At 61.0% G+C, this 26055-nt stretch carries 21 protein-coding genes, 4 tRNA genes and 4 pseudogenes; 16 read left to right on the top strand and 13 right to left on the bottom strand.

What is annotated here, in order from left to right; genetic code table 11:
* The first annotated feature begins 64 nt into the window (after nt 1-64).
* The 3 genes from ABVN20_RS09555 to ABVN20_RS09565 all read left to right on the top strand — a co-directional run bounded on the left by ABVN20_RS09555 (nt 65) and on the right by ABVN20_RS09565 (nt 4422).
* Nucleotides 65-1081, top strand: a complete 1017-nt coding sequence (locus ABVN20_RS09555; RefSeq protein ID WP_368555396.1) for a class I SAM-dependent rRNA methyltransferase — start codon at nt 65-67, stop codon at nt 1079-1081.
* Nucleotides 1082-1174: 93 nt separating this feature from the next.
* Complete coding sequence (locus ABVN20_RS09560; RefSeq protein ID WP_368555397.1) at nt 1175-4126, top strand: DUF748 domain-containing protein; 2952 nt, start codon at nt 1175-1177, stop codon at nt 4124-4126.
* Nucleotides 4126-4422, top strand: a complete 297-nt coding sequence (locus tag ABVN20_RS09565) for a DUF2845 domain-containing protein (RefSeq protein ID WP_368557690.1) — start codon at nt 4126-4128, stop codon at nt 4420-4422. The genes ABVN20_RS09560 and ABVN20_RS09565 overlap by 1 nt, the downstream gene beginning before the upstream one ends.
* Nucleotides 4423-5052: 630 nt before the next feature.
* Here the strand turns inward: ABVN20_RS09565 and ABVN20_RS09570 are convergent.
* Complete coding sequence (locus tag ABVN20_RS09570; RefSeq protein ID WP_368555398.1) at nt 5053-5403, bottom strand: BON domain-containing protein; 351 nt, start codon at nt 5401-5403, stop codon at nt 5053-5055.
* Between the two features lie 305 nt (nt 5404-5708).
* Nucleotides 5709-6122, bottom strand: coding sequence for a pilin (locus ABVN20_RS09575; protein WP_368555399.1), 414 nt, complete (start codon nt 6120-6122; stop codon nt 5709-5711).
* Nucleotides 6123-6347: 225 nt separating this feature from the next.
* On the opposite strand from ABVN20_RS09575, the gene pilB reads away from it, so the two are divergent.
* From pilB to yacG, 5 genes are read left to right on the top strand one after another with little or no spacing between them, the layout of a single operon-like run.
* Nucleotides 6348-8045, top strand: coding sequence for a type IV-A pilus assembly ATPase PilB (pilB, locus tag ABVN20_RS09580; protein ID WP_368555400.1), 1698 nt, complete (start codon nt 6348-6350; stop codon nt 8043-8045).
* A gap of 2 nt (nt 8046-8047) precedes the next feature.
* Entirely contained in the window at nt 8048-9265 is a 1218-nt protein-coding gene (locus ABVN20_RS09585; RefSeq protein ID WP_368555401.1) for a type II secretion system F family protein, read from the top strand.
* 1 nt (nt 9266) lies between these two features.
* Nucleotides 9267-10139, top strand: coding sequence for an A24 family peptidase (locus ABVN20_RS09590; protein WP_368555402.1), 873 nt, complete (start codon nt 9267-9269; stop codon nt 10137-10139).
* Nucleotides 10136-10759 (top strand): dephospho-CoA kinase, encoded by a 624-nt coding sequence (coaE, locus tag ABVN20_RS09595; RefSeq protein ID WP_368555403.1) that lies wholly within the window; start codon nt 10136-10138, stop codon nt 10757-10759. The genes ABVN20_RS09590 and coaE overlap by 4 nt, the downstream gene beginning before the upstream one ends.
* Nucleotides 10756-10965, top strand: a complete 210-nt coding sequence (gene yacG / locus ABVN20_RS09600; protein ID WP_368555404.1) for a DNA gyrase inhibitor YacG — start codon at nt 10756-10758, stop codon at nt 10963-10965. The genes coaE and yacG overlap by 4 nt, the downstream gene beginning before the upstream one ends.
* 9 nt (nt 10966-10974) lie before the next feature.
* Here yacG and ABVN20_RS09605 read toward each other — a convergent pair whose 3' ends face one another.
* From ABVN20_RS09605 to ABVN20_RS09615, 3 genes and pseudogenes are all read right to left on the bottom strand, one after another.
* A complete protein-coding gene (locus ABVN20_RS09605; protein WP_368555405.1) occupies nt 10975-11190 on the bottom strand; it encodes a hypothetical protein in 216 nt (71 codons plus the stop codon).
* Between the two features lie 64 nt (nt 11191-11254).
* A pseudogene (locus ABVN20_RS09610) lies at nt 11255-11945 on the bottom strand (energy-coupling factor ABC transporter permease).
* Nucleotides 11942-12408: pseudogene (locus ABVN20_RS09615) on the bottom strand (FAD/FMN-containing dehydrogenase). Before ABVN20_RS09615 ends, ABVN20_RS09610 begins: the two co-directional pseudogenes overlap by 4 nt.
* 118 nt (nt 12409-12526) lie before the next feature.
* Here ABVN20_RS09615 and ABVN20_RS09620 point away from each other — a divergent pair.
* The 5 genes and pseudogenes from ABVN20_RS09620 (at nt 12527) to ABVN20_RS09640 (ending at nt 15956) form a co-directional block, all read left to right on the top strand.
* Nucleotides 12527-13153: pseudogene (locus tag ABVN20_RS09620) on the top strand (DUF1780 domain-containing protein).
* Nucleotides 13150-13679 (top strand): annotated as a pseudogene (locus tag ABVN20_RS09625) (MOSC domain-containing protein). Before ABVN20_RS09620 ends, ABVN20_RS09625 begins: the two co-directional pseudogenes overlap by 4 nt.
* Before the next feature lie 62 nt (nt 13680-13741).
* A complete protein-coding gene (locus ABVN20_RS09630; RefSeq protein ID WP_368555406.1) occupies nt 13742-13915 on the top strand; it encodes a DUF3094 domain-containing protein in 174 nt (57 codons plus the stop codon).
* Between the two features lie 60 nt (nt 13916-13975).
* Nucleotides 13976-15274 (top strand): NAD(P)/FAD-dependent oxidoreductase, encoded by a 1299-nt coding sequence (locus tag ABVN20_RS09635; RefSeq protein WP_368555407.1) that lies wholly within the window; start codon nt 13976-13978, stop codon nt 15272-15274.
* Nucleotides 15275-15557: 283 nt separating this feature from the next.
* A complete protein-coding gene (locus tag ABVN20_RS09640; RefSeq protein WP_368555408.1) occupies nt 15558-15956 on the top strand; it encodes an EF-hand domain-containing protein in 399 nt (132 codons plus the stop codon).
* 105 nt (nt 15957-16061) lie between these two features.
* On the opposite strand, the gene ABVN20_RS09645 is transcribed toward ABVN20_RS09640, so the two are convergent.
* From ABVN20_RS09645 to rluD, 8 genes are all read right to left on the bottom strand, one after another.
* Entirely contained in the window at nt 16062-17687 is a 1626-nt protein-coding gene (locus ABVN20_RS09645) for a methyl-accepting chemotaxis protein (RefSeq protein WP_368555409.1), read from the bottom strand.
* Between the two features lie 158 nt (nt 17688-17845).
* A tRNA-Pro gene (locus tag ABVN20_RS09650) sits at nt 17846-17922 on the bottom strand.
* 95 nt (nt 17923-18017) lie between these two features.
* A tRNA-Lys gene (locus tag ABVN20_RS09655) sits at nt 18018-18093 on the bottom strand.
* A 5-nt stretch (nt 18094-18098) separates the two neighbouring features.
* Nucleotides 18099-18175, bottom strand: a tRNA-Pro gene (locus ABVN20_RS09660).
* Between the two features lie 9 nt (nt 18176-18184).
* Nucleotides 18185-18260, bottom strand: a tRNA-Asn gene (locus ABVN20_RS09665).
* 298 nt (nt 18261-18558) lie between these two features.
* Nucleotides 18559-21123, bottom strand: a complete 2565-nt coding sequence (clpB, locus tag ABVN20_RS09670) for an ATP-dependent chaperone ClpB (RefSeq protein WP_368555410.1) — start codon at nt 21121-21123, stop codon at nt 18559-18561.
* Nucleotides 21124-21252: 129 nt separating this feature from the next.
* Nucleotides 21253-21978, bottom strand: coding sequence for a peptidoglycan editing factor PgeF (gene pgeF, locus ABVN20_RS09675; RefSeq protein ID WP_368555411.1), 726 nt, complete (start codon nt 21976-21978; stop codon nt 21253-21255).
* On the bottom strand, nt 21975-22937 hold the full coding sequence (gene rluD / locus ABVN20_RS09680) for a 23S rRNA pseudouridine(1911/1915/1917) synthase RluD (RefSeq protein ID WP_368555412.1): 963 nt from the start codon (nt 22935-22937) through the stop codon (nt 21975-21977). The genes pgeF and rluD overlap by 4 nt, the downstream gene beginning before the upstream one ends.
* Nucleotides 22938-23088: 151 nt before the next feature.
* On the opposite strand from rluD, the gene ABVN20_RS09685 reads away from it, so the two are divergent.
* The 3 genes from ABVN20_RS09685 to ABVN20_RS09695 all read left to right on the top strand — a co-directional run bounded on the left by ABVN20_RS09685 (nt 23089) and on the right by ABVN20_RS09695 (nt 26053).
* A complete protein-coding gene (locus ABVN20_RS09685; protein WP_368555413.1) occupies nt 23089-24111 on the top strand; it encodes an outer membrane protein assembly factor BamD in 1023 nt (340 codons plus the stop codon).
* 129 nt (nt 24112-24240) lie between these two features.
* Nucleotides 24241-24474 carry a PP0621 family protein gene (locus tag ABVN20_RS09690; RefSeq protein ID WP_368555414.1) on the top strand — a complete coding sequence of 78 codons (234 nt, stop codon included), beginning with the start codon at nt 24241-24243 and terminating at the stop codon, nt 24472-24474.
* Nucleotides 24464-26053 (top strand): ATP-binding protein, encoded by a 1590-nt coding sequence (locus ABVN20_RS09695; protein WP_368555415.1) that lies wholly within the window; start codon nt 24464-24466, stop codon nt 26051-26053. The genes ABVN20_RS09690 and ABVN20_RS09695 overlap by 11 nt, the downstream gene beginning before the upstream one ends.
* The last annotated feature ends 2 nt before the right edge of the window (nt 26054-26055 follow it).

Genomic DNA, 26055 nt, shown 5'->3' on the forward strand with positions numbered 1-26055 from the left:
TCACCTCGGCCTGACGCCAAACTGCTAAACTCCCGCGCCCCATTCCTCCTGCAAGGCGCCCAGCATGTCTTCCTTGAACCAGGCGCTGCGCGCCGCCCTCGACAATCGCCAGGAGCTGCTGTCCGAACTGCACCAGCAGGGCACCGACTGCTATCGCCTGTTCCATGGCAGCCAGGAAGGCGCCGGCGGCCTGACCATCGACCGTTACGGCCCGCAATTGCTGGTGCAGAGCTTTCACCAGACACTGGAACACGACGAGCTGCTGCAAGCGCACCAGATCATCAATCAGCACCTGGGGCTCGACACCCTGCTGGTCTACAACGACCGTTCCCGGGGCAACTCGCGGATCGACCGCGAAGACGCCGTCTACAAAGCCGAGGACGCCGCCCTGCAAGACCTGGTCGGGCATGAATGGGGCCTGAACTACCGCGTGCGCGGCCGCCATGCCGGTCAGGACCCGCTGCTGTTTCTCGACCTGCGCAACACCCGTGGCTGGGTCAAGGAACACAGCCAGGGCAAGAGCGTGCTGAACCTGTTCGCCTACACCTGCGGCGTCGGCCTGAGCGCGGCGGCCGGTGGTGCGCGTGAGGTGTGCAACCTGGATTTCGCTGAAGGCAACCTGGCGGTCGGTCGCGAAAACGGCCTGCTCAACCCGCAATTGCCGACCATGCAATTCATCCAGTCCGATTATTTCCCGGCGATCCGCCAACTGGCCGGCCTGCCCATCAGCCAGCGTCGCGGGCAGAAACTGCCCAGCTACCCTCGCATGGAACAGCGCCAATACGACCTGGTGCTGCTCGACCCGCCCGCCTGGGCCAAGAGTGCGTTCGGCACCGTCGACCTGCTGCGCGACTACCAGAGCCTGCTCAAGCCCGCCCTGCTGACCACCGCCGAGGACGGCGTGCTGATCTGCTGCAATAACCTGGCGAAAGTCGGCATGGACGAATGGCGCGAGCAGGTCTTGCGCTGCGCCGAGAAAGCCGGGCGCCCGGTGCGTGAATGGTCAGTGATGAAGCCCGCCGCCGACTTCCCGTCGATGGACCAGCAACCACCGCTGAAAACCCTGATCCTGCAGCTGTGAACCCTGTCGGATAAATCCGAAAAGTCGTGAGTGGCCGGATTACTTCGGAACCGGAAACGCGTGCCATACTCCAAGGCACTCCGATTCAGACAGATGAAGCCACACATGTACAAAGGATTGATTCGCGCCGTCGGCGCCTTGTTGACTGCTCTGGCCCTCTACAGCCTGCTGGGCTTTCTGATTTTGCCGGGCATCGCCCTGCGCATCGTCAACCAGCAGTTGGCCAACTACGCAACGACGCCCGCCACGCTACAGCGAATCGAACTCAATCCCTTCAGCCTCGAATTGACCCTGTGGGGCCTGAACATTGGCGAGCCGGGCAAGGAACAGGTGGGCTTCGAACGCCTGTACGCCAACCTGCAACTCGACAGCCTGTGGACCAAGGCCCTGCACCTGGCCGACATCGAGCTGGACAAACCCAAGACTGAAATCCTCTTCGACAAGGACGGCAAGCTCAATCTGCTCGGCCTGTTCAAGCTGCCAGCCAGCGAGCCCACACCCGCCGACCCCGACGCCAAGCCTTTTCCGCTGCGCATAGACCGGATCAACCTGGCCGGTGGCGCCGTGCATTTTCTCGACGAGCGCCCCAGCGAACCGATCGAATTCGTCTACGACAAACTCGACTTCGAGTTGAAGAACCTCAGCACCCTGCCCGAAGACAGCGCCGACATGACCCTGGTGGCCGTGGGCCCCAACGGCGGGCAGATCGACTGGAGCGGCAATTTCAGCCTTATCCCGATCGCTTCCGAGGGCACGCTGAAGATCACCGACGGCAAGATGAAAGCCTTCTGGCCCTACGTGCGTGACGCCGTGCCGCTGGTCCTCGAAGACGGCGTGGTCAGCCTGAGTACGGATTACAAGCTCAACCTGTCCAAGGAAACCGAGCTGCTGCTGAGCAACGTCGCCGTCAGTGTCGCGCCGTTTGCCATCAAGGCTCCGGACGGTCGTCCGCTGGCCAGACTCGAGCGCCTGGACGTCACCGACACCACCGTGGACCTGGCTAAACAGCAAGTGGAGGTTGGCAAAATCCGCAGCCAGAAACTGGAAACCTGGGCGGCACTGGAAGCCGACGGCCAGCTCGACTGGCAAAAGCTGTTCGCCAGCCAGCCGTCCAAGGAAGCCGTGAAGGCCAAGTCGGAACCCGCCGAAACACCCGCCGCAGCCGACTCGCCAAAAGAGCCTCCCGCCCCTGCCAAACCCTGGCAAGTGCTGCTCAAGGATGTGCAGTTGCGCGATTACCAAGTGCACCTGGCCGACCGCAAGGCACAGCCGGCCGTGGCCCTGGACCTGAAACCGCTGAACCTGGACCTGCAGAATTTCGACAGCCTCAACGGTTCGCCCTTCACCCTCAAGCTCGATACCGGCGTGGGCAAACAAGGCCGGATCAACGCCGAGGGCGAGGTCAACCTGGCGCCCGTCAGCGCCAACCTCAAGGTCAAGACCCAGGACATCGACCTGCGCGTCGCCCAGTCCTACATCAACCCGTTCATTCGCCTTGAACTGCGCAGCGGCATGCTTGGCAGCGACCTGGCGGTCAACCTGAAGAGCGTCGAGCCCCTGGCGCTGAGCGTCACCGGTCGCGCCCAGATCGACCAGTTGCACACCCTCGACACCCTGAAAACCCGCGACTTCCTCAAGTGGCAACAGGTGGTGGTCGAAGGCTTGAACTACCAGCATGGCGACAGCCTGTCGATCGACCGGATCAACCTGTTCCAGCCCTACGTGCGCTTCATGATCAACGATGACCGCACCACCAACGTCGATGACCTGCTGATCCCGCAGCCGGCTGATTCCAGCGCCAAGACCTCTGCGGCGAAACCGGCGGCCGGCAAGGACAAACCGCTGGGGATCCATATCGGCGGCATTGCCATCAACGACGGCTCGGCCAACTTCGCCGACTTCAGCCTGACGCCGAATTTCGCCACCGCCATCCAGCAGCTCAACGGCCAGATCGGCACCATCGACAGCCGCCAGGCGAAACCGGCGACGGTGGACGTCAAGGGCAAGGTCGACCGTTACGCGCCGGTGACCATCAAAGGCGCGGTCAACCCGTTCGACCCGATGGCCAGCCTCGACATCGCCACCAGCTTCAAACGCGTGGAACTGACCACGCTGACGCCCTACTCCGGCAAGTTTGCCGGTTACCGCATCCGCAAGGGCCGGCTCAACCTCGACCTGCACTACCTGATCACCAAGGGCCAACTGAAAGCGGAAAACAAAGTGGTGGTCGAGCAGTTGCAGCTCGGGGAAAAGGTCGACAGCCCCGACGCCGTCAGCCTGCCATTGAAGTTGGCGATCGCCTTGCTCAAGGACGTCGACGGCAAAATTTCCATCGAACTGCCCGTAACCGGCGACCTCAACAACCCACAATTCAGCGTCATGCCGATTGTCTGGCAGACCCTGCGCAACCTGATCGTCAAGGCAGCGGCTGCACCGTTCAAAATGATTGGCGGGCTGATCAGCGGCGGCGGTTCCGAAGACCTGGGCACGGTGTCGTTCGCGCCGGGTTCCAGCGACCTGAGCAAAGACGCCGAAGGTTCTCTGGTCAAACTGTCCCAGGCCCTGAAAGAACGTCCGGCCCTGCGCCTGGAAATCGAAGGCACGGCCGCCGCCAGCAGCGATGGCCCGCTGATTGCCGAACAGCGCCTGGAGCGCGAGTACCAATACAACTACTACAAAATGCTCCAGCGTCGCGGCGACAAAGTGCCGGCGCAAGCATCGTTGCTGCAAGTCCCGGAGGGCGAGAAAGGTCCGCTGCTCGAAGGCATCTACCGGACCCGTCTGAAAACCCAGCCACCGGCTGAATGGACCGATCTGGGCAAGGAAGAGCGCACGGCAAAAATGCGCGCCGACGTGATCAAGTTCTGGAGCTCAAGCGACGTGCTCCTGCGCCAACTGGGCCAGGACCGCGCCAGCAGCATCAAGGATTACCTGGTGGACAAGGGCCAACTGGCCGACGATCGCGTGTACTTCATCGACGCCAGCCTCGGCCAGGCGGAAAGCGATGGCCGGGTGGTGACACCCATGCACCTGGATGCCGAATGATGATCAAGCACCTGTTGTTCGGCCTGACCCTGGCGATCACCGCGGCCCATGCCTCGGCCGCCGACACCCTGCGCTGCGGCAGCCAGTTGGTCAGCGTCGGGGATCGCTCCAGCGAAGTGCTGCAAAAATGCGGCGAACCCGTCAGCCGTGACCTGCTGGGTTACAAACGCAGCGCCAACCGCCGGGAAGAATTCCAGGTCGAAGAATGGACCTACGGCCCCAACGGCGGCATGTACCAATACCTGCGCTTCGAAGGCAACCGCCTGCGGCAAATCACCAGCAAACGCGGCAACTGATCCCCCCACACAAATCACCTGTGGGAGCGGGCTTGCTCGCGATAGCGTCGCATCAGCCACCCTCAATGCAGCTGACACACCGCCATCGCGAGCAAGCCCGCTCCCACAGGGACAGCGCCAGCCAAACCAAACCAAACCAAACCAAACCACAAGGCCGAGCGTTAGCTCGCCTTGAAAGCTTTTGATCTTGCTCTTGATCCACCCGCCCCTTCGGCAGGCTGAGTGGAGGCATTCATCCGGGGAGAAGGCGCGCAGCGCCGTGCGGCGTAGCCGCACACATCGAGAGGAGGTGCAGCGCAGCAAACCGGAGGCGATGTCCCCGGATGGATGCCGGAGCGAAGGAACCCCGAGCCCTGGCGAGGGGCCGTACGCTGGGGCGAGACCTTTTGGTTCCTTTTGGGGCGTTTGCCAAAAGGGACCCGCCGTAAGGGCGGAACCCTAAGCGGCCGTTACCAAAAAAACGGATATGTACTCCCTCCCCCCAAATAGAACAAGCCCCGAACACCGAATGCCCAGGGCCTGTAATGGCCACATCCCTATGGCCGTTCGCATGAACTCAAAAACGGCGGCAGACGTATGACTCGGCCCGTCTACCGCGTCTTCTCCCGGTCCAGGCGAGAAGCCTTTGCCTTACTCGGCTTTCAGGCCGTCAGCGGAAACCGCCTTGACGCCTTTGATTTTCTTGGCGATAGCCACCGCAACGTCTTTCTGCGACTCGGTCACCGCGGTGGTGGACGACAGGGAAACCACACCTTTGTTGGTTTCAACCTTGATATCGGTACCCGGAATGCCTTTCTCGGTAACCAGGTCAGCTTTGACTTTGGTGGTGATCCAGGTATCGGAAGTGGCTTCCTTGGCTTGAGTCATTTCACCGGCAGCCAACACCATTGGAGCCTGGGTTGCCTGGGCAGCGAACGCAGCGTTGGCCATGGTCAGAGTCAGCGCGGTAGCAGTGGCAGCAGCGATAGCGAACTTCTTCATACGAGTAACTCCTGTTTTTCTGGAAAAGTCTGCTGGTTGTTTTGTCAGCAGGGTTACTCAGTACATTGCGAACGGTGTGCCAGTTTTGAAACAGAGATAAAATCCATAAAAATCAAATAGTTATGTTTTTTCGCAAATTCCGGAATCATGCAAATTGCATGACTTGGGAAATTTCTACATGCAAGTTGCAGATTTTTTGATGGGCGTAAGGCCATGAATTGTCGAGGTTTTCCGGACTACCCGTTGAGCCCAACAAAAAAGGCCTCGTCATCAGACGAGGCCTTCTCACGGAAACAATCACAAAATCATGGGACAGCGACGCAACCGCCTGGCAGATACTCGGCACCCACGGTAGAGGTACAAGCCCAACCGGTGGTCGCGTTACGGGCCAGAGTAACCTTCTTGTTCAGCACCGGTGCCGGGGCATTAAGGATCGTGCATTCAAGCGAACCTGTACCCGCGGAAGCTGAACCTGTAACGGCTGTTGTGCAGTTTGTTGTGGTCAGGGTGCCACCAACCAGAGCAAGCGTCGGGTCAGTCCCCTTATTGATCTGATCTTCAAAATTGATCTTCAAAGCAGAAATCTCCGCCAACCCCGCCGTCACCTTCGCCCGCGCCTGATACTTGGAGTAAGCCGGAATCGCGAACGTCGCCAGAATCCCGATGATCGCCACCACGATCAACAGTTCGATAAGGGTGAAACCTTTCTGAGTATTCATAGACAAGCTCCATGCATGAGTCGAAATCTCATGATCGGAACAAGCTCAGCACAGCCCATGCCAACCCTTTCATGGCCTTTTTTACAGGGCACGGCGCGCCTGACCTACAGCCTGGCGGCCCGAGGATCCGCACTATCTGACACTTTTTGTCACTTCAACGCCGCGGGTTTGGCTCGATCGGTTGTCTAGGCTATAAGTCATGAACTGTCTGCGTCCGGTATTCCCATGAATGACATCGCTCTAAGCGGCCTGGCCAAACAACTGGTCCTCGCCGAACTGCTCACCGACAAAAGCGCGCAACAGGCTTCTCAGCAAGCCCAACGCCAGAAGATCTCGCTGGTCAGCTATCTGGTGCAGAACAAGATGATCAGGAGCCGCCAGGTCGCCGAAATCGCCTCGGAGCATTTCGGCACGCCGCTGGTGGACCTGCACAAGCTGGACAAGGAAGCGCAACCCAAAGACCTGGTCAGCGAAAAACTGGTTCGCCAGCACCATGCCCTGCCGCTGTGGCGACGCGGCAACAAACTGTTCGTCGGGGTCTCTGACCCGAGTAATCACCAGGCCATCAACGATATCCAGTTCAGCACCGGGCTCACCACCGAAGCGATCCTGGTGGAGGACGACAAACTCAGCGACGCCATCGAGAAGTTCTTCGACAATCACTCTACCGGCCTGGAGGAAATGGCCGATGTCGACCTCGATGGCGTGGACATCGAGTCGATCGACGACCGCCAGGACGGCATCGCCGGGCAGGATGCCGACGACGCGCCAGTGGTGCGCTTCGTTCACAAGATGCTGCTCGACGCCATCAGGGGCGGATCGTCCGACCTGCATTTCGAGCCCTACGAAAAAACCTACCGCGTACGGGTGCGCACCGACGGCATGCTGCGCGAGGTGGCCAAGCCGCCGATCCAGTTGGCCAACCGCATCGCCGCGCGCCTGAAGGTCATGGCCAGCCTCGACATTTCCGAACGACGCAAACCCCAGGACGGGCGGATCAAGATGCGCTTGTCCAAGAGCAAATCCATCGACTTCCGGGTCAACACCCTGCCGACCCTCTGGGGCGAGAAAGTGGTGATCCGGATCCTCGACCCGTCCAGCGCGCAGATGGGCATCGACGCCCTCGGCTATGAGCCGGACCAGAAAGCGTTGTACCTGGAGGCGCTGAAGCAGCCACAGGGCATGATTCTGGTGACCGGCCCCACCGGTTCGGGCAAGACCGTGTCGCTGTACACCGGGCTGAATATCCTCAATACCGTGGACATCAACATCTCCACCGCCGAGGACCCGGTGGAAATCAACATGGAAGGCATCAATCAGGTCAACGTCAATGCCAAGCAGGGCCTGGGGTTTCCACAGGCCCTGCGCTCGTTCCTGCGGCAGGACCCGGACGTGATCATGGTCGGTGAGATCCGCGACCTGGAAACCGCCGAGATCGCCATCAAGGCCGCCCAGACCGGTCACCTGGTGCTCTCGACCCTGCACACCAACAGCGCGGCGGAAACCCTCACCCGCCTGCACAACATGGGCATTCACGGCTTCAACATCGCCACCTCGGTGAGCCTGATCATCGCCCAGCGCTTGGCGCGCAAACTCTGCAGCCATTGCAAGAAGCCCCAGGATGTTCCTCGCGAAGTGTTGCTCACGGAGGGTTTCCCCGAGGAACGCCTCGGTCAGTTCACGATCTATGAGCCGGTCGGTTGCGATCATTGCAACGGCGGCTACAAGGGCCGTGTGGGGATTTATGAAGTGGTCAAGAACACGGCTGAGCTGCAACGCCTGATCATGGCCGAAGGCAACGCGCTGGAAATTGATATCCAGATGCGCAAGGACGGTTTCAACGACCTGCGAACCTCGGGACTGATCAAGGCCATGCAGGGCATTACCAGCCTGGCGGAAATCAACCGGGTCACCAAGGACTGAACATGGCGGTCAAAGCAGCGAAAGTCAGCGTATACGCGTGGGAAGGCACCGACCGCAAAGGCACGAAAATGTCGGGCGAACTCAGCGGCCAGAACCCGGCGCTGATCAAGGCACAACTGCGCAAGCAAGGCATCAACCCCGGCAAGGTGCGCAAGAAATCCGCCTCGATCCTCAGCTTCGGCAAGCGTATCAAGGCCCAGGACATCGCCCTGTTCACCCGGCAGATGGCGACCATGATGAAAGCCGGCGTGCCGCTGTTGCAGTCGTTCGACATCATCGGCGAAGGCTTCGATAACCCGGCCATGCGCAAGCTGGTGGACGAGGTGAAACAGGAGGTCGCGGCGGGTAACAGCTTCGCCGCCGCGCTGCGCAAGAAGCCGGAGTATTTCGACGAGCTCTACTGCAACCTGGTGGACGCCGGTGAACAGGCCGGTGCGCTCGATACCCTGCTGGAACGGGTGGCGACCTACAAGGAAAAGAGCGAAAGCCTCAAGGCCAAGATCAAGAAAGCCATGACGTACCCGACAGCGGTGGTGGTGGTCGCGATCATCGTCACCGGCATCCTGCTGGTGAAAGTGGTGCCGCAGTTCGAGTCGGTGTTCAAGAACTTCGGCGCAGAATTGCCGGCCTTCACGGTGATGGTCATCGGCCTGTCGAAAGTCCTCCAGGAATGGTGGTGGGTCGTTCTGGGCGGGCTGGTCGCGACGATCTTCGGCGTGCGCCGCGCCTTGAAAACCTCCCAGGGGTTCCGCGACCGAATGGACACCTGGCTGCTGAAACTGCCGTTGATTGGCACCTTGCTGTACAAGTCCGCCGTGGCGCGCTACGCCCGTACGTTGTCCACCACTTTTGCCGCCGGCGTACCGCTGGTGGAAGCGCTGGAGTCGGTCGCCGGGGCCACCGGCAATGTCGTGTACCGGCGTGCGGTGCAGCGCATCAAGCAGGACGTTTCGACGGGGATGCAGCTGAACTTTTCCATGCGTAGCTCCGGCATCTTTCCCAGCCTGGCGATACAGATGACGGCGATCGGCGAAGAGTCCGGCGCCCTGGACGACATGCTCGACAAGGTGGCGAGTTTCTATGAGGCCGAGGTCGATAACATGGTCGATAACCTCACCAGCCTGATGGAACCGTTCATCATGGTGGTATTGGGTGTTATCGTCGGCGGCCTGGTGGTGGCAATGTACCTGCCCATTTTCCAACTCGGCGCTGCGATCTGACATGCCCTGGAATGAAATCCTGATCTTCTACCCACTGTCGTTCGTCATCATCGCCCTGGTCCTGGGCTTGCTGGTGGGCAGCTTTCTCAACGTGGTGATCTGGCGCCTGCCGAAGATGCTCGAACGCGAATGGCGCTTGCAGGCCAACGAGATTCTCGGCCTACCGGGCGAGACGCCGCTGCCCACCTACAACTTGCTGTTGCCCCATTCCCAGTGTCCGCACTGCGGGCACCGTATCCGGGCCTGGGAAAACATACCGCTGCTCAGTTATCTGGTGCTGCGCGGGCGTTGCTCGAGTTGTGCAACGCCGATCAGCAAACGCTACCCGTTGACCGAGCTGGCCTGCGGCCTGCTGTCGGCCTTCATCGCCTGGCATTTCGGCTTCGGCTGGCAGGCGTTGATGGTGCTGGTGCTGAGCTGGGGGTTGCTGGCCATGAGCCTGATCGACGCCGAGCACCAATTATTGCCGGACATCCTGGTGCTGCCGCTGCTGTGGCTGGGATTGATCGTCAACAGCTTCGAGCTGTTCGTGCCTTTGCACGAGGCGTTGTGGGGCGCAATCGCCGGCTACATGGCGCTGTGGACGGTGTTCTGGCTGTTCAAGCTGATCACCGGCAAGGAGGGCATCGGCCACGGCGACTTCAAGCTGTTGGCCATGCTGGGCGCCTGGGGCGGCTGGCAGATTCTGCCGCTGACCATCCTCCTGTCGTCGCTGGTGGGCGCCGTCGTCGGGGTGATTGTGCTGAGGCTGCGCAACGCAAAAACCTCGACGCCGCTGCCCTTCGGCCCCTATCTGGCAATTGCCGGCTGGATTGCCTTGCTCTGGGGTGGTCAAATAACCGACTTCTATTGGCAGTTTGTCGGTTTGAAATGAATACCCCTGTGGAAAAACCCTGGATTCTTGGCCTGACCGGCGGCATCGGCAGCGGCAAAAGCGCGGCGGCCCAGCACTTCATCGACCTGGGCATCCATGTGGTCGATGCCGATCACGCGGCCCGCTGGGTCGTGGAACCGGGCCGCCCGGCACTGGCGCAGATCGCCGAGCACTTCGGCCCTGGCGTGTTGCACCCGGACGGGCAACTGGATCGCGCGGCGCTGCGCAAGCTGATCTTCGAAGACCCGCAAAAACGCCTGTGGCTCGAAGCGCTGCTGCATCCGTTGATCGCTGGGGAAATCGCCGAACACCTGGGCAAGGCACAATCGCCCTACGCCATTCTGGTTTCGCCGTTGCTGATCGAGTCCGGGCAATACGCCATGACCCAGCGCGTGCTGGTCATTGATGCGCCTGAACAGTTACAGATCGAACGCACCCTACAACGCGACCAGACCAGCGAACAGCAGGTCCAGGCGATCCTCAAGGCGCAATCCAGCCGTCAGGATCGCGTGAGCCATGCCGACGACGTGGTGGTCAATGACCGTGACCTCGCCTGGCTGCACAGCGAGGTCGAGCGCCTGCATCACTTTTACCTAACATTGCGTGGAGGCCAGTCATGAGCCAGACCCCAACCGTCAATTGCCCAACCTGCGGCGCGCCCGTCGAATGGGCGCCCGAGAGCAAATTCCGGCCGTTCTGCTCGGACCGTTGCAAACTGATCGACCTCGGTGCCTGGGCATCGGAAGAACACAAGATCCCGGTGGGCCCCGACGCCGAGGACGAGCTGTTCAGCGAAGACTTCGAACCCCGTCAGCCCCGTCACTGAGGCCAGCGGTCAGGGCCGCATGAAACCGTAGTCCTGACCGTCATCGAGGTTCTCGGCGAGAAACTGCAACTCGTCGGCCAGGTCCTCGACGCTGCGCACTTTCTTGCTCTGCTGCACCACCGCGCTGAGCATCGCGCGCAGGCTCAGCCCCGGATCGAACCCCACTTCCTGCGCTGCATCCAGACTGTGGCGCAGTTCCTGCCTTGCCCATTCGTAGACACTCATTTCGATGCTCCTGAAGGTTTTGCGCGAGCATGGATTCGTCCGGTTTTTTTGCCTTTGATGTGGATCAAGATTTCGGGTCGTCATCCTTCCAGGGCGCCGAAAGGTAGCGGGTGCGGTTGAAGGTCTCCAGCCACTCGGGGCAGAACACCACCAGCGCGCTGACCACCATGCCGTTGATGAACGCCTCCGGAAAGATGATCAGCCACAGGTAACCGACAAAATCCTCCAGCCAGTAGGGCATGGCGAACAGGCCGTCAAACCACAACAGCCACAACGCCAGCAGCAGGCACAACAGCGCCGAGAGCGCCGCGGCGAAGAACCCGGAAACGAAGATGTAGACGAACAGATTACGCGGCTGCGCACGCTCGACCAGAATCGCGCAGCACTCGGTGACCAGCACCGGCAGCACGATCAACAGGGCACCGTTGACCCCGACGGCAGCGAGATCCTGGCGCCCGAGCAACACCAGGCCGACTTGCGCGACCAGCCCGCCGACGATTGCCAGCGGCCAGTCGAGCAGCAGGGTCACGGCGGTCATGCCAAGAAAGTGATAGGACACGCCGGTATCGAAATCCCGTCGCACCAGCCACAACATGAACAGCGCGACGACCGTACCGAACAGCAGATGCTGACGTCGACGATCGCTGAACAACTCGACCCAGGGGGCGCGCGCGACGGCCCGAGAGAATCACCGGGACGTAGATCAGCCAGCCGCCCATCAGGCTTTCGGGCGACAGCAACGGCGCGCCGATCATCGACCGGCCTGCTCCAGTGCCTCACGCAATTGCGCCGCCGTGGGAAATTCCTGCCGGGCGACCAGTCGCCCCTTCTCGAGCGTCAGCCACAACACCTTATCCACAGCGCCCGGATAGCGCGGCGCCACTCGACCGTCCCGGTCAAGCATGATCCGATAGTCATAGCCGCGCATGGCGGGCACCGCGAACATCTTCGCAATCAACCGAGGCATGCGCTCGATGTCCGCGACAAACCGGCATGGCGTGCTTCCAGGTAGCCCTTTGGCTGGCCTTGCAGCGCCGCATCGACCAACTTGGCCGCGTCCATGCTCCGTGCCACCAGCAGCGTCTGCGTCTGATCGTCGAGGCTGTAGGCCTGATCGAACTGATCGAGTAACGTCCAGGGCGCCAGCCGGTCGCCGACTTCCAATGCATGGGCCCACAGGGGCAAGAGGCTGAGCAGCAACAACGGCCAACATTTCACGTCTGATCCCTCGTTCGATCGCTTGCGCGTAATGGCCATCAGTCTACACCGGCGCTGCGGATGTCCTTTGCGGTCAAACGCTTTCAGCTTGTCGCAATTGAACGCTAAGCTTGGGCCTATGGATGACTCAGACTATCTGCGCCTGCTGACCATCGCGGCCGAGCAAGCCAACGCATTCCTGTCCAATGCCCGCAAATGGGAGCGTGAGCGTTGGGTCTGCCAGCGCCTGTTGCAAGGCCTGAACATTCCTTACCGCGTCGATGAATTCGCCCCGGCCGGCGAGCCGCCGGACGTGCTGTTTCGCGACGCGAACTTCGAAGTGTTTTTCGTGCTCGACGAAGGCCGGCGCCTCAATGATGAATGGCGCGACGAACTGCAACGCCGGCGCAGTGCGTTCTCCCTCAGCTCGCTGGTGCGACGCGAGGCCAAGCCCCGGCGCATTCCGGCCAATGAGTCTTGCAGAGACTGGCGCCGACCCTGCGCAAGAAAGCGCACAACTACAAGGAACGCGGCATGGACCTGGGCGAGCTGGACATCATCGCCTTCACCAGCCTCAAACGCGAAGTGCTCGACCTCAACAGCCATTTTCCCCCGCCTACCCGAGTACCTGCGCCAGGGCTGGCGCTCGTTGTCGCTGGTCGGCCCGACGTTCGCCCGTGTGCTGTTCGCCCACCCGGATGCGCCAGACTTTCTGCGCAGTAACCTGGGGCGCAGCATCCTGTTCGATGTGGGTATCAGCCTGTGAGCCCATTGCAGGCGTTACTGGCCGAAGTGCCACAGCAGGGTCGCGTTCGCTGGATTGGCGTGCGGCCACAGCCCCACGCCCGATGATTGAACTGGACGCCGTGGAAGCACGCCTGGAGGCCGGCCTGACGGGTGATCGCGCCCGTCCTGGCGTACGGAATGCACGCCAGGTGACGCTGATTCAATGGGAACACCTTGCCGTTATCAGTTCGCTGATGGGCCGCCCGGAAGATCACCCCATATTGCCTGCGGACCTGCGGCGCAACATTGTCGTCAGCGCAATCAACCTGTTCAGTCTCAAGGGCCGACGGTTCAGGATCGGCCAGGCCATTTTCGAAACGACTGGTTGGTGCCAGCCTTGCGCGCGCCTGCAGGACAACCTCGGGCCGGGCACCTTCCAGGCCGTGCGCGGGCATGGCGGAATCACCGCCCGGGTGTTACAAGGAGGGATCATTCGCCTGGATGACACCATCCAGGTCGAGCCGATTCCGGCCAGCGGCTATGCTCCGTTCAATGCGGGTCGATGAACGCAGCGACTCGCATGTAGCTTCCACACATTCAGCAACGTCTACCCCTGACGAGGCCCGATATGACCAGCCGCCTGAACCCCGACGACCAAAAGCATGTCGAAGAGTACCTGCAACTGTCCCAGCACCAAGTCGAGCGCCGGCCTTTTCGGCCGTGGATGCTCCTGGTGATGGTACTGGCAGTGACCATTGGCCTGGGCCTGTTGAGCCGCCTTATCAGTTACCTGACGCTATGAGCTGCTTCGCGCTCGCTCGGGTAACCGCACCGATTTCCTTTAGCCTTGCGAGTTATCCCCATGTCCCATCGTATCGTTATTGTCGGCGGCGGCGCCGGCGGTCTGGAGTTGGCTACCCGTCTGGGTAAGACTCTGGGCAAGCGCGGCACCGCCAGCGTGATGCTGGTCGACGCCAACCTGACCCACATCTGGAAACCGCTGCTGCACGAGGTGGCTGCCGGCTCCTTGAACTCTTCCGAAGATGAACTCAATTATGTCGCCCAGGCCAAATGGAACCACTTCGAGTTCCAGCTGGGGCGCATGAGCGGGCTTGATCGCACCCTGAAGAAAATCCAGCTCGCAGCCACCTACGACGAGGCCGGACTGGAACTGGTGCCCGCCCGTGAAGTGCCTTACGACACCCTGGTGATCGCCGTCGGCAGCACCACCAATGACTTCGGCACCCAGGGCGCAGCGCAGCACTGCCTGTTCCTCGACACCCGCAAACAGGCCGAGCGCTTCCACCAGCAACTGCTCAACCATTACCTGCGCGCTCACGCCGGGCAAACCGACGCCGTGCAACAGATCAGCGTGGCCATCGTCGGCGCCGGTGCCACGGGCGTGGAACTGGCCGCCGAGCTGCACAACGCGGCCCACGAACTGGCGGCCTATGGCCTGGACCGGATCAAGCCGGAAAACATGCACATTACCTTGATCGAGGCCGGCCCACGGGTACTCCCGGCGCTGCCGGAACGCATCAGCGGGCCTGTGCATAAAACCCTGGAGAAACTCGGGGTCAACGTCATGACCAACGCGGCCGTCAGTGAGGTGACCGCCGACAGCCTGATTACCGCCGACGGCAATGTGATCAATGCCGGGCTCAAAGTCTGGGCCGCCGGGATTCGTGCGCCGGGTTTCCTCAAGGATATTGATGGCCTGGAAACCAATCGCATCAACCAGTTGCAGGTGCTGCCAACCCTGCAGACCACCCGCGACGAAAACATCTTCGCCTTTGGCGACTGCGCGGCTTGCCCGCAACCGGGCACCGACCGCAACGTGCCGCCGCGTGCCCAGGCGGCGCATCAGCAGGCGTCGTTGTTGACCAAATCGTTGAAGCTGCGCATCGAAGGCAAGTCGCTGCCTGTGTATAAGTACACCGACTATGGCTCGCTGATCTCGCTGTCGCGTTTTTCCGCTGTGGGTAACTTGATGGGCAACCTCACCGGCAGTGTGATGCTCGAAGGCTGGCTGGCGCGGATGTTCTACGTGTCGCTGTACCGCATGCACCAGATGGCGCTGTATGGCACATTCCGCACGGCGATGCTGATGCTGGGCAGCAAGATCGGCCGCGGCACCGAGCCGCGCCTGAAGCTGCACTGATTAGCTACTTCTGTGGGAGCGAGCCTGCTCGCGATGACGGCAACACAGACATTTCATCAGTGACTGTCAGACCTCTATCGCGAGCAGGCTCGCTCCCACAGTTTTTGTTTGTCACAGTTTTGGGGGGAGATCGAGATTCTGTGTCTCAGTGTATCTCCCCCACCCTTTCGCCCCTTTGCTTACAAACTCCCCCCTTGCGCGACACAGTAGCGATACACCCCGCCTTTTAAATGGCCACATCCGAGCAAGGCAACCCCGCCCGCTCAGGTGATGGAGAATCAAAATGACCCGTACCACCAAAAACACGATTGGCCTGCTGGGTGCTGTCCTGGCGGGCGGCATGATGTTGACCGGCACCGCTTTCGCTTCGCAGCCCCTGAGCCAGGGCTACCTGCTGGCTTCGGCCGAGCAAGTGGTGAAAACCCCTGAAGGCAAATGCGGCGAAGGCAAGTGCGGTGATGCCTCGATGGCAAAAACCGACACTGACGGCGACGGCAAGGTTTCGCGTGCAGAGTTCGCGAAAGTCGCGCCCAACTCCGACTTCGACAAGATCGACACCAACCACGATGGCTTCATCGACGAGCAAGAGGCTTACGACAACGTCAAAGCCAACTTCGAAGCCAACGGCAAGAAAATGCCCAAGGGCCTGTTCGAACACTTGAAGGACCGTGACGGCGCCTGAGCCTGAACATGAAAAAGCCGCGCTTGCCCTGTGCAAAGCGCGGCTTTTTTTCGTCTGGTGATTACCCCCTCCCACAGGGGGAACTTCAGTGACAACTGGGTGGATTTACACCCGGAAGCGCTGGACCATGCCCTGCAGGGTGTTGGCCAGTTTCGACAGCTCATGGCTGGAGGCGCTGGTCTGGTCGGCGCCGGTGGCGGAACGCACCGACAGATCACGAATGTTCACCAGGTTGCGATCCACTTCCCGCGCCACTTGTGCCTGCTCTTCGGCGGCGCTGGCGATCACCAGGTTGCGCTCGTGAATCTCATGCACCGACGAGGTGATGGCAACCAGGGCCTCACCGGCGCGCTCGGCCAGTTGCAGGGTGCTGGCAGCCCGGGACGCGCTGGCGTTCATGGAATCCAGCGCCAGGCTCGAACCGCTGCGCATGCCCTGCACCATCTGCTCGATTTCCAGGGTCGATTGCTGGGTGCGATGCGCCAGGGCCCGCACTTCGTCAGCCACCACCGCAAAGCCACGGCCACTCTCCCCCGCACGCGCCGCTTCGATGGCCGCGTTGAGCGCCAGCAAATTGGTCTGCTCGGCAATGGCCCGGATCACTTCCAGCACTTTGCCAATGTCCTGGGACTGGTTGGCCAGCGATTGCACCAACTCACCAGTGTGTTGCACTTCACTGGCCAGGGCACCAATGGCCTGGGCGGTTTCGCTGACACGCTCCTGCCCCAGGTGCGCCGACTCGCTGGACTGACGCGTGGCATCGGAGGTCGATACCGCATTGCGTGCGACTTCTTCCACGGCCGTGGTCATTTCATTGACCGCCGTGGCCGCCTGCTCGATTTCGTTGTTCTGCTGCTGCAAGCCCTGGGTGCTGTCGAGGGTGACAGCGTTGAGTTCATCCGCCGCCGCAGCCAGTTGGGTGGCCGAGCCGCTGATGGCCTGCAGGGTTTCACGCAGGTTTTGCTGCATGGTCGCCAGGGCCTTGAGCAGGCGGCTGACTTCGTCACTGCCATGGGTGGCGATCGGTCGGGTCAGATCGCCCTGGGCCACGCTTTCCGCGGCGCTCAAGGCTTCGTTCAACGGACGGACGATACTGCGGGTCAGCAACATCGCCAATGCCACGGTTGCCAGCGCCGCCAGGCCGATAAACAGGCTGACAATGGTCCGCGATGTTTCGTAGTGCGCCGCCGACTTTTCGCTTTCCACAACCACCTGCTTGGCGAACAGCTCCGCCAGGTCGTTGAGCTGCTTGCCGGAGCCATCGACCACGGTCTTCATGTCCACCAGCAGCAATTTGGTCAATTCGTCACGGCGTCCCTGTTCGGCCAGGGTGAACGACTGGGCGATACCGGTGCGATAAGCGGCGAAGGTGGTTTTGAACTGGTCATACAAGGCGCGCCCTTCCGGGGTGTCGACCAGATGGTCGTAGGCGGCGATTTTCTCGCTCAGTTCCCTGTCGCGCGTGTCCATCTGGCCACGGTAGACCGGGATGTTCTTGGGGTCCTGGTCCAGCGCCATGCGCAGGGAAATGGTGCGGATACGCAGCATCAGCTCGCGAATCTCGTCACCACCGCGGATGCTTGGCAGCCATTGTTTTTCCACCGCCACCTCGCTTTCACGGATGCTCGACATCTGCCCCAGGGCAAAGATACCGAGCAACGCCACCAGTACGGCGATCAAAGCGAACCCCAGGGCCGCCCGAGGAGCGATATTCAACTGACGAAGCAACATGACTAGCGACCTTTTTTCTTGTAATGACCAGGTGTGGGGGTGTGTTGATTGGCAGTACCCCGTTGCCTCGTTATCGGCAAGTTGTATGACGACTTAAGCGGCCACTTTGTCGCAGGCAAAAAAAATCCCCGTATCTTTCGATACGGGGATCTTCAATATGGTCGGGGTAAGGGGATTCGAACTCCTGACATCCTGCTCCCAAAGCAGGCGCGCTACCGGACTGCGCTATACCCCGGTAAAAAAAAGGCACCTTTAAAAGGCGCCTTCTTCGATCAGCGCTTTTGGCCTCTGATCTTAAGATTCGATTCCAGGGTTAACTGGTTTCAAAAATGGTGGGTCGTGTGGGACTCGAACCTACGACCAATTGGTTAAAAGCCAACTGCTCTACCAACTGAGCTAACGACCCAAATATGGTCGGGGTAAGGGGATTCGAACTCCTGACATCCTGCTCCCAAAGCAGGCGCGCTACCGGACTGCGCTATACCCCGGTTTGAAATTGGCTCCGTGACCAGGACTCGAACCTGGGACCCAATGATTAACAGTCATTTGCTCTACCGACTGAGCTATCACGGAACTACATATTTCAAGTTACAACTTTGCAGCTTTACTTCACCTCTTCGACCCGTTCGCATCGCTGCGTTCGTGTGTCTGAGGCGCGCTATTCTACAATCTCAAGCGCCTCTGTCAACCCCCTAAATCGCTTTCAAGTTAATGATTTGCAACTTAATTCAGATTTCTGCCCAGTGAGCTGAAACCCTTCGGGGTGACTGACTGCGGGGCGCACTTTACAAGCCTTTTCCTTTGAGTTCAACAACCTGACGAAAAAAAGGCCTCGCAATGCGAGGCCTCTTCATTTTTTTGCAGGCAGCGATCAGACGAAGACGATCTCGTCGTTCTCCACCACCCCTTTGGCGATGTCGCCGGGCATGAAACGCCCCGACAGGATCAACTGCGCCAGCGGGTTCTCGATCCAGCGCTGGATCGCTCGTTTGAGCGGCCGTGCGCCATAGACCGGGTCGTAACCCACCGCGATCAGCTTGTCCATCGCCTCGGGGCTGAGTTCGAGCTTGAGCTCGCGCTCGCTCAGGCGACTGCGCAGGCGGCCCAGCTGGATCTCGGTGATGCCGGCGATCTGATCCCGCGCCAATGGCTCGAAGATCACCACCTCATCGACCCGGTTGATGAACTCGGGGCGGAAGTGCGTGGAGATCGCGTCCATCACCGCAGCACGCTGTGCCTCACGGTCACCGACCAGTTCCTGGATCTGTGCCGACCCCAGGTTGGAGGTCATGACGATCACGGTGTTCTTGAAGTCCACCGTGCGGCCATGGCTGTCGGTCAGGCGGCCATCTTCCAGCACTTGCAGGAGGATGTTGAACACATCCGGGTGGGCCTTCTCCACCTCATCGAGCAGGATCACCGAATAAGGCTTGCGACGCACCGCTTCGGTCAGGTAACCGCCCTCTTCATAACCGACGTACCCCGGTGGTGCACCGATCAGGCGGGCCACGGAGTGTTTCTCCATGAACTCGGACATGTCGATGCGCACCATCGCCTCTTCGGTGTCGAAGAGGAATTCGGCCAAGGCCTTGCACAGCTCGGTTTTACCGACACCGGTCGGGCCGAGGAACATGAACGAGCCGCTTGGGCGATTCGGGTCGGCCAACCCGGCGCGCGAGCGCCGCACTGCGTTGGACACCGCGACCACCGCCTCTTCCTGGCCGATGACGCGCTGGTGCAACAGGCTTTCCATCTTCATCAGCTTGTCGCGCTCGCCTTCGAGCATTTTCGACACGGGAATGCCGGTCCACTTCGACACGACTTCAGCGATCTCTTCTTCGGTCACCTTGCTGCGCAGCAACTGGTTTTCGCTCTGGCCATGCTGGTCGACCATTTGCAGGCTGCGCTCCAGGTCCGGGATCACCCCGTATTGCAACTCGGCCATGCGGTTCAGGTCGCCTTTACGCCGGGCCGCTTCCAGTTCCTGGCGGGACTGTTCGATTTTCTGCTGGATCTGCGCCGAACCCTGGACTTCAGCTTTTTCCGAGTTCCAGATTTCCTCGAGGTCCGAATACTCGCGTTCGTGGCGAACGATTTCTTCCTGGAGTTTTTCCAGGCGCTTGATCGCCGCTTCGTCGCTTTCTTTCTTCAGCGCCTGGGATTCGACCTTCAACTGAATCAGGCGGCGTTCCAGGCGATCCAGCACTTCCGGCTTGGAGTCGATTTCCATGCGGATACGGCTGGCCGCTTCGTCGATCAGGTCGATGGCCTTGTCGGGCAACTGACGATCGGTGATGTAGCGATGGCTGAGCTTGGCCGCGGCAATGATCGCACCGTCGGTAATCGCCACTTTATGGTGGACTTCGTAGCGCTCTTTCAGCCCACGCAGGATGGCGATGGTGTCTTCTTCGCTCGGCTCGTCCACCAGCACTTTCTGGAAGCGCCGCTCGAGGGCCGCATCCTTCTCTATATATTGGCGGTACTCATTGAGCGTGGTTGCGCCAACGCAGTGCAGCTCACCACGCGCCAGGGCGGGCTTGAGCATGTTGCCAGCGTCCATCGAGCCTTCGCCTTTACCGGCGCCGACCATGGTGTGCAGCTCGTCGATGAACAGGATGATCTGCCCTTCCTGCTTGGACAGCTCATTAAGCAGGGATTTGAGGCGTTCCTCGAACTCGCCACGGTACTTGGCCCCGGCAATCAGCGCCCCCATGTCCAGGGACAACAGGCGCTTGCCCTTGAGGCCGTCCGGCACTTCACCGTTGATGATGCGCTGGGCCAGGCCTTCGGCGATGGCGGTTTTACCCACACCAGGCTCACCGATCAGCACCGGGTTGTTCTTGGTACGGCGTTGCAGCACCTGGATGGTGCGACGAATCTCGTCGTCACGGCCAATGACCGGGTCGAGCTTGCCGTCTTCGGCACGCTTGGTCAGGTCGACGGTGTATTTGTCCAGCGCCTGGCGCGATTCCTCGTGGTTGGCGTCATTTACCGCTTCGCCGCCACGCAGGTTATTGATGGCATTTTCCAGGGCTTTCTTGCTCACGCCCTGGCCGAGCAGCAATTTGCCCAGTTTGCTGTTCTCGTCCATCGCGGCGAGCAGCACCAGCTCGCTGGAAATGAACTGGTCGCCCTTCTGCTGTGCCAGGCGATCGGCCTGGTTGAGCAGGCGCGCCAGATCCTGCGACATGTTCACGTCGCCAGTTGGATTCTGGATTTTCGGCAGTTGGTCGAGTTCTTTGGTCAGCTCTTTACGCAGGCTGTTGACGTCAAAACCGACCTGCATCAGCAGGGGTTTGATCGAACCACCCTGCTGCTCCAGCATGGCCTGCATCAAATGTGCGGGCTCGATAGCCGGATGGTCGTGGCCGACGGCCAGGGATTGGGCGTCGGATAGGGCTAACTGCAATTTGCTGGTTAAACGATCTATACGCATGGGTCACCTTCCTATGGAGCAGGCCGGACCAATAAACATCCTGAATGAAGAAGCCTGCCAGATACCGTTATAGATGCGGTCGATTCTGGGAGTTTCAAGCGTCCTGACGTTGATGCAGATCAGCCTAGTCTAGCGTTCGAGCCAGACCAGGGAGGCAAACCGACCGGTGCGCGGGCTGCGGCGGTAGGAAAAGAAGCGCGGATCGGTCACGGTGCACCAACCACCACCGTACACGGCGGTGACACCACGGGCCGCCAGGCGCAGGCGGGCCAGTTGGTAGATGTCGGCCATGAACTTGCCGGCGTTGTGGCTGGGGACGAACGCGTGGGCGGCGTCGGGCAATTGTTCGACAAAGGTTTGCCGCACTTCCGGGCCGACTTCGAAGGCTTGCGGGCCGATGGCCGGGCCAAGCCACACCAGCACGTCCTCGGGGGCGACGGCTAAAGCGTCGAGTGTCGCTTCCAGCACGCCCGCCGCCAGGCCGCGCCAGCCGGCGTGGGCGGCGGCAACACGGGTGCCGGCGCGGTCACAGAACAGTGCCGGCAGGCAGTCGGCGGTCATGGCTGCGCAGGCAATACCGGGCGTGGAGGTCCAGCTCGCGTCGGCGGTGGCCACTTGGGTGGGGTCGGCGTGCGCAACGGCAATGCCATGCACCTGCTTCAACCAGGCCGGCTGGATGGAAAAATGCTCGGTGAGGCGCCGCCGGTTCTCGGCGACCGCTTCGGGACTGTCCTCGACATGATCGCCAAGGTTGAGGCTGTCGAACGGCGCCAGGCTGACGCCGCCGGCGCGGGTGGTCACACAGGCTTTGACCCCGGCAGGCGCGGGCCAGTCGGGAATCAGCCAGTCACTCATCCGACGAAGGCCTCGCGATCCTGCTTGAGCAGGGTCAGCAACCAGACGAAATCTTCCGGCAATGGCGACTCCCAGCTCATGCGCTGACCGGTGGTCGGGTGCTCAAGCTCCAGGAACCGTGCATGCAGGGCCTGACGCGGGAAGTTCTTCAGCGACTCGACCATGGTCGGGTTCGCGGCCGGCGGAATCCGGAAACGACCGCCGTAGGCCGGATCGCCCACCAGCGGGAAGTTGATGTGCGCCATGTGCACGCGAATCTGGTGGGTACGACCGGTTTCCAGTTTGACCCGCACGTGGGTGTGGGAACGGAAACGCTCGAGCACGCGGTAATGGCTGACGGCCTGCTTGCCGCCTTCCATCACGGCCATGCGCTGGCGCTGCTGGCCGTGACGCCCGATCGGCGCATTGATCTTGCCGCCGGCGGTCACCACGCCGATCACGATGCACTCGTAGATACGGCTGACGCTGCGGCTCTGCAATTGTGCGACGAGTTTTGTCTGCGCCTGGATGGTCTTGGCCACCACCATCAGGCCGGTGGTGTCCTTGTCCAGGCGGTGCACGATACCGGCACGGGGCACATTGACGATGTCCGGCACGTGGTGCAGCAAGGCGTTGAGCAAGGTGCCATCAGCATGGCCAGCAGCCGGGTGGACCACCAGGCCCGCCGGTTTGTTGATGACCAGGATGTCGTCGTCTTCATAGACGATGTCCAGCTCGATGTCCTGGGCAACCCATTCGCCCTGGGCTTCCTGCTCGGCAGTCAGCTCGAGGATGGCCCCACCATGGACGATGTCGCGCGGGCGGATGACCGCGCCGTCCACCGTCAGGCGGCCCTCTTTGATCCAGGCGGAAAGGCGCGAGCGCGAGTGCTCGGCGAAGAGTTGGGCGGCGACTTGATCGAGGCGTTGGCCGCCCAATTCGGACGGCACCTCTGCGCGAAGTTCAATTTTATCGGACATGCTCGGACTGGGCGTCGGCACAGCCTTTGGTTTCGGCTGCGCGCTTGTGGTTAAATACGGCGTCTTTTGCCCCGAGGCTATTCAACGGGGCGCTCATCATAACAGGACGGCCACGCCCAAGACAGCGGCCGTCATAGGGACGCAAGCCGCCATGCAAGTGAAACACCTGCTGCTGATCGCCATCCTCGCATTGACCGCCGCTTGCTCATCGAAGGAAGTCGTAGACGAAAACCTCAGTGAAGTGGAGCTGTACCAACAGGCTCAACACGACCTGGATAACAATAGCTACACCGCCGCCACAGCCAAGCTGAAGGCGCTGGAGTCGCGTTATCCGTTCGGTCGCTATGCTGACCAGGCTCAACTCGAGCTCATCTACGCCAACTACAAGAACACCGAGCCTGAGGCTGCAAAATCTGCCGCCGAGCGCTTCATTCGCCTGCACCCGCAGCACCCGAACGTGGATTACGCCTACTACCTCAAGGGCCTGACCTCGTTCGACCAGGACGTCGGCCTGCTGTCGCGTTTCCTGCCGCTGGACATGACCAAGCGTGACCCGGGTGCGGCCCGCGACTCCTACAACGAGTTCGCCCAACTGACCAGCCGTTTCCCGAACAGCCGTTACTCGCCGGACGCCAAGCAGCGCATGATTTACCTGCGCAACCTGCTGGCGGCCTACGAAATTCACGTGGCCGACTACTACCTGACCCGTCAGGCCTATGTCGCCGCCGCCAACCGTGGCCGCTACGTGGTGGAAAACTTCCAGGAAACCCCTTCGGTCGCTGACGGCCTGGCGGTGATGACCGAAGCCTACCAGCGCTTGCACCTGGACGACCTGGCTGCCACCAGCCTGGAAACCCTGAAGCTCAACTACCCGAACCACCCAAGCCTGGTGGACGGTCAGTTCGTGCCTTCGGTGGACGAAGCTGACAACCGTTCGTGGCTGAGCAAGGCCACCCTCGGCCTGATCGAATCCCGTCCGCCGCTGCCGCCGGGAGAGACCCGCGCCAACCAGGACGTGCAGAAGCAATTCCAGGACGCCAAGGACGCGATTCCGAACGAACTCAAGCCTAAAGACGAAAATGGCGACGTGATCGAAGAAGAAGAGCACGAAGCGGCAGGCAACAACGAAGACCGTTCGTGGTTCAGCTACATGACCTTCGGCGTGTTCGACTGACACCGCCGGATGTGACGAAAAAGGAGCCTCCCGAGGCTCCTTTTTTGTTGCCTGTTGAAGGCTAATGGACTGTGCGCTGCCGATGTCCTTGGCTAAACTGCTGAATCTCTCGTCATAAAGCAGCCCATCATGCTTCGTTTATTGTTCTGGATTGCCCTGATTGCCGCAGCCGTATGGTTCTGGCGCAAGTTCAAGGCACCGACCAACGCGCCAAAGTCCTCCGCCGAACCGGATGCAGCCCCCATGGTCCGCTGCGCCCACTGTGGCGTGCACCTGCCCCGTGACCGCGCGCTGAACCTCCAACAACAGTGGTATTGCAGCCAGGCTCACCTTGAGCAAGGCCCGGGCTCCAGTGATCGCTGAGGCCTCCAGCCCCGACAGCAAACAAGCCCAGCGACTGCTGCGCCTCTACCATCTCTATCGTTTAAGCATCGGCATCACGCTGGTGCTGCTGATTTCCAGCAACCTGGACAACCAGTTGCTGACCTCCACCGATGACAGCCTGCTGCGCAACGGCAGTTGGGTGTATCTGGTGCTCAACATCCTGCTGGTGGTGTTCCTCGAGAACATCCGCCGCCCGGCGCAATTGTTCAGCCTGGCACTGATCGACGTCCTGCTGCTGTGCGGCCTGTTCTATGCCGCCGGCGGTGTCGCCAGCGCCTTTGGCAACTTGCTGGTGGTTTCGGTGGCGATCAGCAATGCTCTGCTGCGAGGACGCGTCGGCCTGCTGATTGCCGCCGTCGGCGCGCTGGGCATCGTCGGGCAGACGTTTCTCCTGAGCCTCAATCATCCCGCCAGCCCCAACGACTACCTGCAAGCGGCCACGCTGGGGGCGCTGTGCTTTGCCGCCGCGTTACTGGTGCAGGGGCTGATGCAACGCGTGGAGGTCAGCGAAACACTGGCCGAACAACGGGCCAGTGAAGTGGTGGAGCTCGAAGCCCTCAATGCGCTGATCCTGCAACGCATGCGCACCGGCATCCTGGTCCTCGACGACCAGCAGCGGGTGCAGTTGGCCAACCACAGCGCCCTGTTACTGCTGGGTCGCGACACGCTGGAAGGCCAATCCATCGCCGACTGCTCGCCCGCCCTGATAGAACGCCTGCAACTGTGGCAGAACAATCCGACGTTGCGGCCCCAGAGCCTGAAAGTCGCCGACAGCGGCCTGGAGCTGCAACCGAGCTTCATTGCCCTGGACCAGAGCGCGCAACGCCAGACCCTGGTGTTTCTCGAAGACCTCGCGCAAATCACCCAGCATGCGCAACAACTCAAGCTGCTAGCCCTGGGCCGCCTCACCGCCGGGATCGCCCACGAAATACGCAACCCGCTGGGCGCTATCAGTCACGCCGCCCAGCTATTGCAGGAATCAGAGGAACTGAACGCGGCGGACCGGCGTCTGACGCAGATCATTCAAGATCATTCCCAGCGCATGAACCGGATCATCGAAAACGTCCTGCAATTGTCTCGCCGCCAACAGACAGTGCCGCAACGGCTCGATCTGAAGCCGTGGCTGGAACGGTTCGTCGCCGAAAGCCGCGAAGGCGCGCTCGACCGCCAGCAGATCCACCTGCGCATCGGCGAAGGGGACTTCAACACCCTGATGGACCCCAACCAGCTCACCCAGATCCTCGACAACCTGTTACGCAATGCCTGGCGCCACAGTGGCCAGTTGCATGAACAGGCGCAGGTCTGGCTGGACCTGTTTATTGATGTCGACACGCAATTGCCGATCATCGAGGTGGTGGACGATGGCGCCGGCGTGCCCGCGGAACAACAGGCGCACCTGTTCGAGCCGTTCTTCACCACCAGCGCTCAAGGCACCGGCCTGGGTCTTTATCTGTCCCGTGAGTTGTGCGAAAGCAATCAAGCCCGCCTAGACTTCAAGGCACGCCAAGGCGGCGGCTGCTTTCGCATCACCTTTGCTCACGGACGGAAACAAAGTTGAAC

The sequence above is a fragment of the Pseudomonas sp. MYb118 genome (assembly GCF_040947875.1).
Taxonomy (GTDB): domain Bacteria; phylum Pseudomonadota; class Gammaproteobacteria; order Pseudomonadales; family Pseudomonadaceae; genus Aquipseudomonas.